The following is a 6044-nucleotide window of genomic DNA, read 5'->3' on the forward strand; positions in this document are numbered from 1 at the left end:
CGCCTCGAAGGCTTTCGCGACGCGCGCCCACTCCGGCTTCTCCACCTGCTTCGCCATGCCCGGAAGCGTCCGCCGCGCGCCGATACCCCGGCAATGCCTCACGGCACGTCGTTGGCCGGACGGTTACAGACGAGCTGTGGCGACGCATTGAGCCGTTGCTGCCGGCTCGGCCAGAGCACCCGCTGGGCTGCCACAATCCACGACGCTGCCTGCCCTGTCGAGTCTGGCATTGAGTTGAAGAATCGTTGGCCCCCTGGACGCGCAGACTCATCCAGAAGGCGTCAGGCGGCGAAAGCCCCCATCCACAACGAGGAGCACCCAGGTGGAGGAGTCCTTCGCCTTGAGCGCCTGAAAGCATCCAGGGGCCGTCACCTTCGCGGGTGGCGGCCCCTTCTTCGTTCCTGGTTCAGAAGCCGAAGCGGACCAGCCGGGCGCGGTACGGCGTGGAGTTGCTCCGGTTCCCCTGGTCGTCCCAGCCCTTGAACTCCACGTCGTCCAGCAGCCGCTCCGTCTGGCCATTGACGGTGACGGCGTTGATCAACGGCAGGCTAATGGAGCCCACGTTGCGGCCCGCGAGCTGGTTGCCGGGATCCAACGCCTCCTGCCGGCCCTGGGAGCAGCTGTCGGTGAAGTAGCAGCACCGGTCGCTGGCAGCCTTCGAGTTGTACGAGCCGTGCTTGTTCCCGGCCACGTAGATGCGCGGCGCGCCCCGGTACGCCCCCGCGTACTCGAGCTGCGCGTAGCTGTACCAGCCCGAGGAGTCACACGCCGTCTCCAGGTGCGCGGACAGGAAGGCCTGGTCCAGGTACCAGCGGCCGTCGGTGTAGTGCACGTCCAGCACCTGGAACTCGGAGTCCCCGTCGTGGGCGAAGACGTTGAAGATGCCCAGGCTCGGGATGCCGTGGTCCTCTTGATACGCAGCCAGGTAGAAGATGCGCAGCGTGCGCAGGGCGGAGTTCAACGGCCGCGCCGCGAAGTATGGCCGGCGCGCCACGCCCTTCTCGCCCTGGGCAATCCACAGCGTGGGCATGAAGGCCGCGGCCACCTGGAGCTCGCAGCTGTCGCTCACGCCGTCCTGGTCCGCGTCCGGCGACTGGCCCCAGCACTCCTCCGCGGACGGCAGGTCCGGGAGGCCCTGCGCGAAGGAGGGGACGGACAGCAACGACAGCGCCAGCACCCACACACGGGCATGGGAAGGGAGAACGGGGGTCATGGGCTTAACTGGAAAGAACCGCGAGGGTGGCTTTCAGGGTGAGCACACGAGCGGCGGAGCTGAATCCGCCCAACAGGCCGGGGCACCTGTCCGGCGTCAATCGAAGCGGTAGTAGAAACGCGTCGGGACACGGACGTCCCGAGGGAGGCGACACGGCGGGTGGAGTCGAACGCGGGAAAGCCTCGGGGGCTGCTGTATCCCCGGCCGGAGGCCCGGCACTTCGAGCACGTCCGCGTCCTGCCCGCGGAGGACCTGCGCCCGTGGGTCGAACACTTCTGGGCCGTGCGGTGGGACCTGCGCGGGCAGCCGCCCTACCTCCAGCAGAGCCTCAGCCACCCGTCCGTGCACTGGGCCTTCCAGGACGGCACGTCCCGCGTGGGAGGCCCGCACCCGGGCCGCTTCTCCATCACACTGGAGGGCCTGGGCGGCGTGTTCAGCATCAAGTTCCGGCCCGGCGGCTTCTTCCCCTTCGTGGGCACGCCGGTGTCCACCCTCACGCGCCGCGCCGTCTCACCTGGTGCAGTGCTGGGCCCGGAGGCGCTGGAGATGGAAGAGGCCATCCTCGCCACCGACGTCACGCGTGACGCGGACCAAGAGCGCATCGCCCTGGCGGAGGCCTTCCTGCGAGCCCGCATGCCCGCGCCGGATCCGAACGTGGCGCTCGTGCAGGGGCTCGTCGCGCGCATCCTGGAGGACCGCGCGGTGACGAAGGTGGAGGACCTGCTCACGCCCGGAGGCCCGGGCCTGCGCACGCTGCAGCGGCTGTTCAACCGCTACGTGGGCGTGAATCCCAAGTGGGTCATCCAGCGCTACCGCCTGCATGAAGCCGCGGAGCGGCTGCGCGAAACGCCGCCTCCAGAGCTGGCGCGGCTGGCGCTGGAGCTGGGCTACTTCGATCAGGCCCACTTCATCCGCGACTTCCGGCGCATCGTGGGCCGCACGCCCGCCGGATACGCCCGGTACGGGAGGGAATGACACAAATGAAGACGATTGGATTGCTGGGCGGGATGAGCTGGGAGTCTTCAGCGGAGTACTACCGGCTGATCAACGAGCACGTGAAGCGGGAGCTGGGGGGCCATCACTCCGCGAAGGTCGTCCTCTACAGCGTGGACTTCCAGGAGATTGAACACGCCCAGAGCGCCGGCCGGTGGGACGACGCGGCCCGCATCCTGTGCGACGCCGCCCAGGCGTTGGAACGCGCGGGGGCCGATGCCCTGGTCCTGTGCACCAACACCATGCACAAGCTGGCGCCGGAGCTCACCTCCGCCATCCGCATCCCCTTCCTGCACATCGCGGATGCCACCGCCCAGGAGGTCCTCCGCGCCAACGTGAAGACCGTGGGCCTGCTCGGGACGCGCTACACGATGGAGCAGGACTTCTACAAAGGCAGGCTCGCCGGGTCAGGCCTGGAGGTCCTGGTGCCCACCGACGCGGAGCGCCAGGAGGTCCATGACGTCATCTACCAGGAGCTGTGCCTGGGCCAGGTGAAGGCCGTCTCCCGGGAACGATACCAGCGCATCATGGAGGGCCTGGTCCGCAGGGGCGCCCAGGGAATCATCCTGGGCTGCACGGAAATCACCCTGCTGATCAAACCCGGCGACGCGTCGGTGCCGGTGTTCGACACCACGGCCATCCACGCCATGAAGGCCGCCGGGTTCTGTCTGGGCGCGTAGTCCGTTCAGAACGTGTACTTCACGCGCGGGAACACCGCGAACGTCATGATGTTGGGCCCGAAGATGTAGCGCCCGAGCAGGTCCGCGCCCACGGAGAAGTGGTCGAAGGACGTGGCGTACTCCACGCCCACGCCCAGGCCCGCGTTGAAGGCGTTGACGGAGCGGCCTGGGTCGCCCTGGTCCGGATCCACCGGCGTGGGATCCAACCGCGTGTAGCCCGCCGCCACCTTGGGCGTCAGGTAGAAGCGGTTGGCCATCCGCACGTGGTACGCGGCCGTCAAGTCGCCGAAGGCCACCGTGAAGTTGTCGGACAACGCGCAGACGTTGGAGTCCGGCAGGTAGCCCGCGAAGCAGTTCTGCGCGGAGGAGCCCAGCGCGAAGTGGGCGCCCAGCGACAGCCGCTCCGTCAAGTCATAGCCAATGCCCAACTGCACGTACGACTGCGCGTTGGAGTAGCTGTTCTCGCCGCCCACCGTGAAGAAGACCCCGACGTCGGTCTCTGTGAAGAACCCCCGGCGCGGCTCGAACGGCACGCCCTCCGGCGGCGTGGCCCCCAGGGCCGGCGTCGCCAGCGCGAGCGCGGCCAACAGCAGCGACTTCCTCACGACTCCTCCCGTCACGTTGTCCTCCTGCTCCCTCGCACGCCTGGCAGCAGTGGCACGGACAGTAGTGACGCCCGGCACGAAACGGCAGCGGGGAAAAATGAAAATGGCGTGGACCGTTTCGTCCACGCCATTTCGGTCTTCCAGTCTACGAAGTGCGCCCCGGACTACTCAGCGGCGTCCGCACCCGAGGGCGAGAACAGCCAGGGGTACGTCACGTTCACCACGCCGCCGCCCTTGGGCTCCGGGAACTTCCAGCGACGGATGCGGGAGATCATGCACTGCTCCGCCGCGGTGCTGCCCAGCGTGGACTCGGACACGCCGGCGTCCGCCACCGCGCCCGCCGGGTCGATGGTGAAGGCCACCGCGACCTTGCCGGCCAGCGACGGGTTCTTGTTCAGCTCCGACTCGTAGCAGTACTTGATCTCGTTCTGGTGCCGCCGGATGACCTTGGCGATGACGTCCTTGTCCAGGCCGCCAATCACCGTCGTCTTGCCGGGGATGACCTTGGTGACGGACTTGCCGCGGCCGCCCAGGTCGATGCCGCCGGACCCGCCCGTGCCCCGGCCGTTGCCCTGGGTGCCCAGGCCACCGATGCCCAGCGCCGTGCCACCACCGCCGTTGCCCGTGCCGCGCGAACCCAGGCCGCCCACGCCGTGCGCGTCACCCATGGCCGCGCCGCCCTTGAGGCCGCCCAGCGAGTTGTTGATGCCGGTGCCGATGCCGCCCGGACCGAACACGTCGGAAGCGCCACCCTTCATGCCCTTGAGCGCGCCGAGCAGGCCCACCTTGCCCACCACCTGGCGGTCCTTCTCCTTCTTGGACTTGTCCACCACCGGGGTGCCCGGCTTGGAGGGCGCGGCCTCCTCCTGCTTCGCCTCCTGCTTGCCGAACTTGCCCTCTTCGTCCTTGGCCTTGGCCCCCTCCTCCACGCCGGAGAGCTGGAGCTTCTTCGCCTCCACCTTCTTCTCCGGGGCGATGAGGAACTTGGCCACGCGCTGCTGGGACTCGAAGACGTCGTCCGCGGACTTCGTCTCCGTGTGCGGCGTCAGCACCATGGCGGTGACGAACGCCGCCGCCGCGAGCAGGCAGATGGCGGCGATCTTGAAGAAGCCGAAGTCGCGGTCGGACAGCGACGTCGCCAGGATGGCCGGCGACGGCTTCACGTAGCGCATCACGAACGCCACCGTGCCCAGCGACACCTCCGCCCGGTCATGCAGGCCCAGGGTGAAGAGCTGCTCCTGGTCCGGCGTGGCGGTGTTGAGCTGGCCCGCGGCGCGCAGCGCGTCCTTCGTGCGCACGTCGCCGTTGTTGGTGACGAAGACGCCAGAGCCCGCCGGAGCGCGCAGCTCCAGCTTGTCGCCCTTGCTCACCGCGAGCACGTGGCGCTTGCCCACCTGCGGAGAGAACACGGTGAAGGTGTTCTTCGCGCCCTCGCCAATGGTGACCGGCGCGCCGTCCTTGAAGTGCTGGACCTCCAGCATCTGGTCGCCCCAGAGCATGGACACCTGGAGCACCTTCGCGTCCGGCGTGGGCTGCGCGTCCCGGGGCAGAGGCTCCTGCAGGTGCGGCGGAGGCTGCGGCTTGCGGGCCGCGGCCACCTGGGCGGGCGTGGCCTTGCGCGCCGCCACCGGAGGCGGCGGAGGGCCAAACACCGGGGTGGACGTCACGTTCGGGGACACCTGCGTGCCCAGCGCGCCCGCCGGAGCGGAGCGCGGCGTGCTCACCGTGCCCACCACGTTCGTGGGCGCGGCGTTCATCGCGGGCCGCTGAGGCGGAGCCTGCCGCATGTTGGGAGGCACCGGAGCCGCGTGCGACACCGGAGCCGAAACCGGAGCCGGGTGGGCCACCGGGGGCGCCGGAGGCATCACCGGGCGCTGCTGGAACACGCCGGGCTGCGCCACCGCCGCCGCCGGAGCCACCGGCCGCGGCGCCTCACCGAAGAGCACCTCCACCCGCGAGGTGCCCACCGTGAGCACATCCCCGGGCTTGAGGGCCGTGGGGATGATGAGCTTCTGCCCGGACACCTGGGTACCGCCTTCACTGCCCAGGTCGATGGCTGTCACGGAGCCATCGTTGTCCACCTTCAGCATCACGTGGAGGTTGGACACGCGCGGGTCCTGAATCTTCACCGCCGCCTGGGCGCCCGACCCCACGATGACACTCTCCGCCTCCGAAACCGTCTCCTGGATGGAGCCGTCCGGGGTGGTGATCCGAAGCGTCAATCCGTTTTTTCTCGCCGCCGCCATGAAGTTCTTCCTTCTTCCCTTCCCGTCCCGAAAACGTTCAACGCCACCTGTGCCGTCTAGAGATTGTCCGCAGACTTCTGAAGCTCCGGGTCGAAGTTCTCCCGGACCTTGATGAGGCTTTGGAAATCCGTCTTCTTGCGGTTGAGGACGTAGGAGCCCTCCGGCTTCGTGAGCTCGCCCTCCACCGCCACATCCGTGAAATCAATCACCGTCTTCTTGCGGTACACGGTGCGATCCTCCTCCTGGATGATCTTCACCGAGTCCTTGCCGTCCTGCGCCAGGGCGGGAGCCGCCACCCCCAGCCCCC

General features: G+C 68.7%; 6 protein-coding genes. 2 read left to right on the forward strand and 4 right to left on the reverse strand.

The genetic code is table 11. From position 1 onward, the window contains the following. Positions 1 to 406: 406 nt before the first annotated feature. Entirely contained in the window at positions 407 to 1213 is an 807-nt protein-coding gene (locus D7Y21_RS39695) for a hypothetical protein (protein ID WP_121718485.1), read from the reverse strand. A 159-nt stretch (positions 1214 to 1372) separates the two neighbouring features. Here D7Y21_RS39695 and D7Y21_RS39700 point away from each other — a divergent pair, with 159 nt between their 5' ends. Together D7Y21_RS39700 and D7Y21_RS39705 are read left to right on the forward strand one after the other, a co-directional pair. After that, the gene (locus tag D7Y21_RS39700) at positions 1373 to 2188 is read left to right on the forward strand and encodes a helix-turn-helix domain-containing protein (protein WP_121718486.1); all 816 of its coding nucleotides are present in this window, start codon (positions 1373 to 1375) and stop codon (positions 2186 to 2188) included. A 5-nt stretch (positions 2189 to 2193) separates the two neighbouring features. Then, positions 2194 to 2886 (forward strand): aspartate/glutamate racemase family protein, encoded by a 693-nt coding sequence (locus tag D7Y21_RS39705; protein WP_121718487.1) that lies wholly within the window; start codon positions 2194 to 2196, stop codon positions 2884 to 2886. Positions 2887 to 2891: 5 nt separating this feature from the next. Here the strand turns inward: D7Y21_RS39705 and cglE are convergent, their stop codons facing one another. The 3 genes from cglE to D7Y21_RS39720 all read right to left on the reverse strand — a co-directional run bounded on the left by cglE (position 2892) and on the right by D7Y21_RS39720 (position 6039). Next, a complete protein-coding gene (cglE, locus tag D7Y21_RS39710) occupies positions 2892 to 3491 on the reverse strand; it encodes an adventurous gliding motility protein CglE (RefSeq protein WP_120568186.1) in 600 nt (199 codons plus the stop codon). A 164-nt stretch (positions 3492 to 3655) separates the two neighbouring features. After that, positions 3656 to 5737: a TonB family protein gene (locus tag D7Y21_RS39715; protein WP_120568155.1), complete on the reverse strand. Its 2082-nt coding sequence runs from the start codon at positions 5735 to 5737 to the stop codon at positions 3656 to 3658. 56 nt (positions 5738 to 5793) lie between these two features. Beyond that, positions 5794 to 6039 carry a hypothetical protein gene (locus tag D7Y21_RS39720; RefSeq protein ID WP_121718488.1) on the reverse strand — a complete coding sequence of 82 codons (246 nt, stop codon included), beginning with the start codon at positions 6037 to 6039 and terminating at the stop codon, positions 5794 to 5796. Between the last annotated feature and the right edge of the window lie 5 nt (positions 6040 to 6044).

It is taken from the genome of Corallococcus sp. AB045, from assembly GCF_003668895.1.
GTDB lineage: Bacteria > Myxococcota > Myxococcia > Myxococcales > Myxococcaceae > Corallococcus > Corallococcus coralloides.

Bases quoted from the DNA above. Each gene is read 5' to 3' on its own strand.
- D7Y21_RS39695 (WP_121718485.1), bottom strand. From the start codon at position 1,213: ATGACCCCCGTTCTCCCTTCCCATGCCCGTGTGTGGGTGCTGGCGCTG.
- D7Y21_RS39715 (WP_120568155.1), bottom strand. From the start codon at position 5,737: ATGGCGGCGGCGAGAAAAAACGGATTGACGCTTCGGATCACCACCCCG.
- D7Y21_RS39705 (WP_121718487.1), top strand. From the start codon at position 2,194: ATGAAGACGATTGGATTGCTGGGCGGGATGAGCTGGGAGTCTTCAGCG.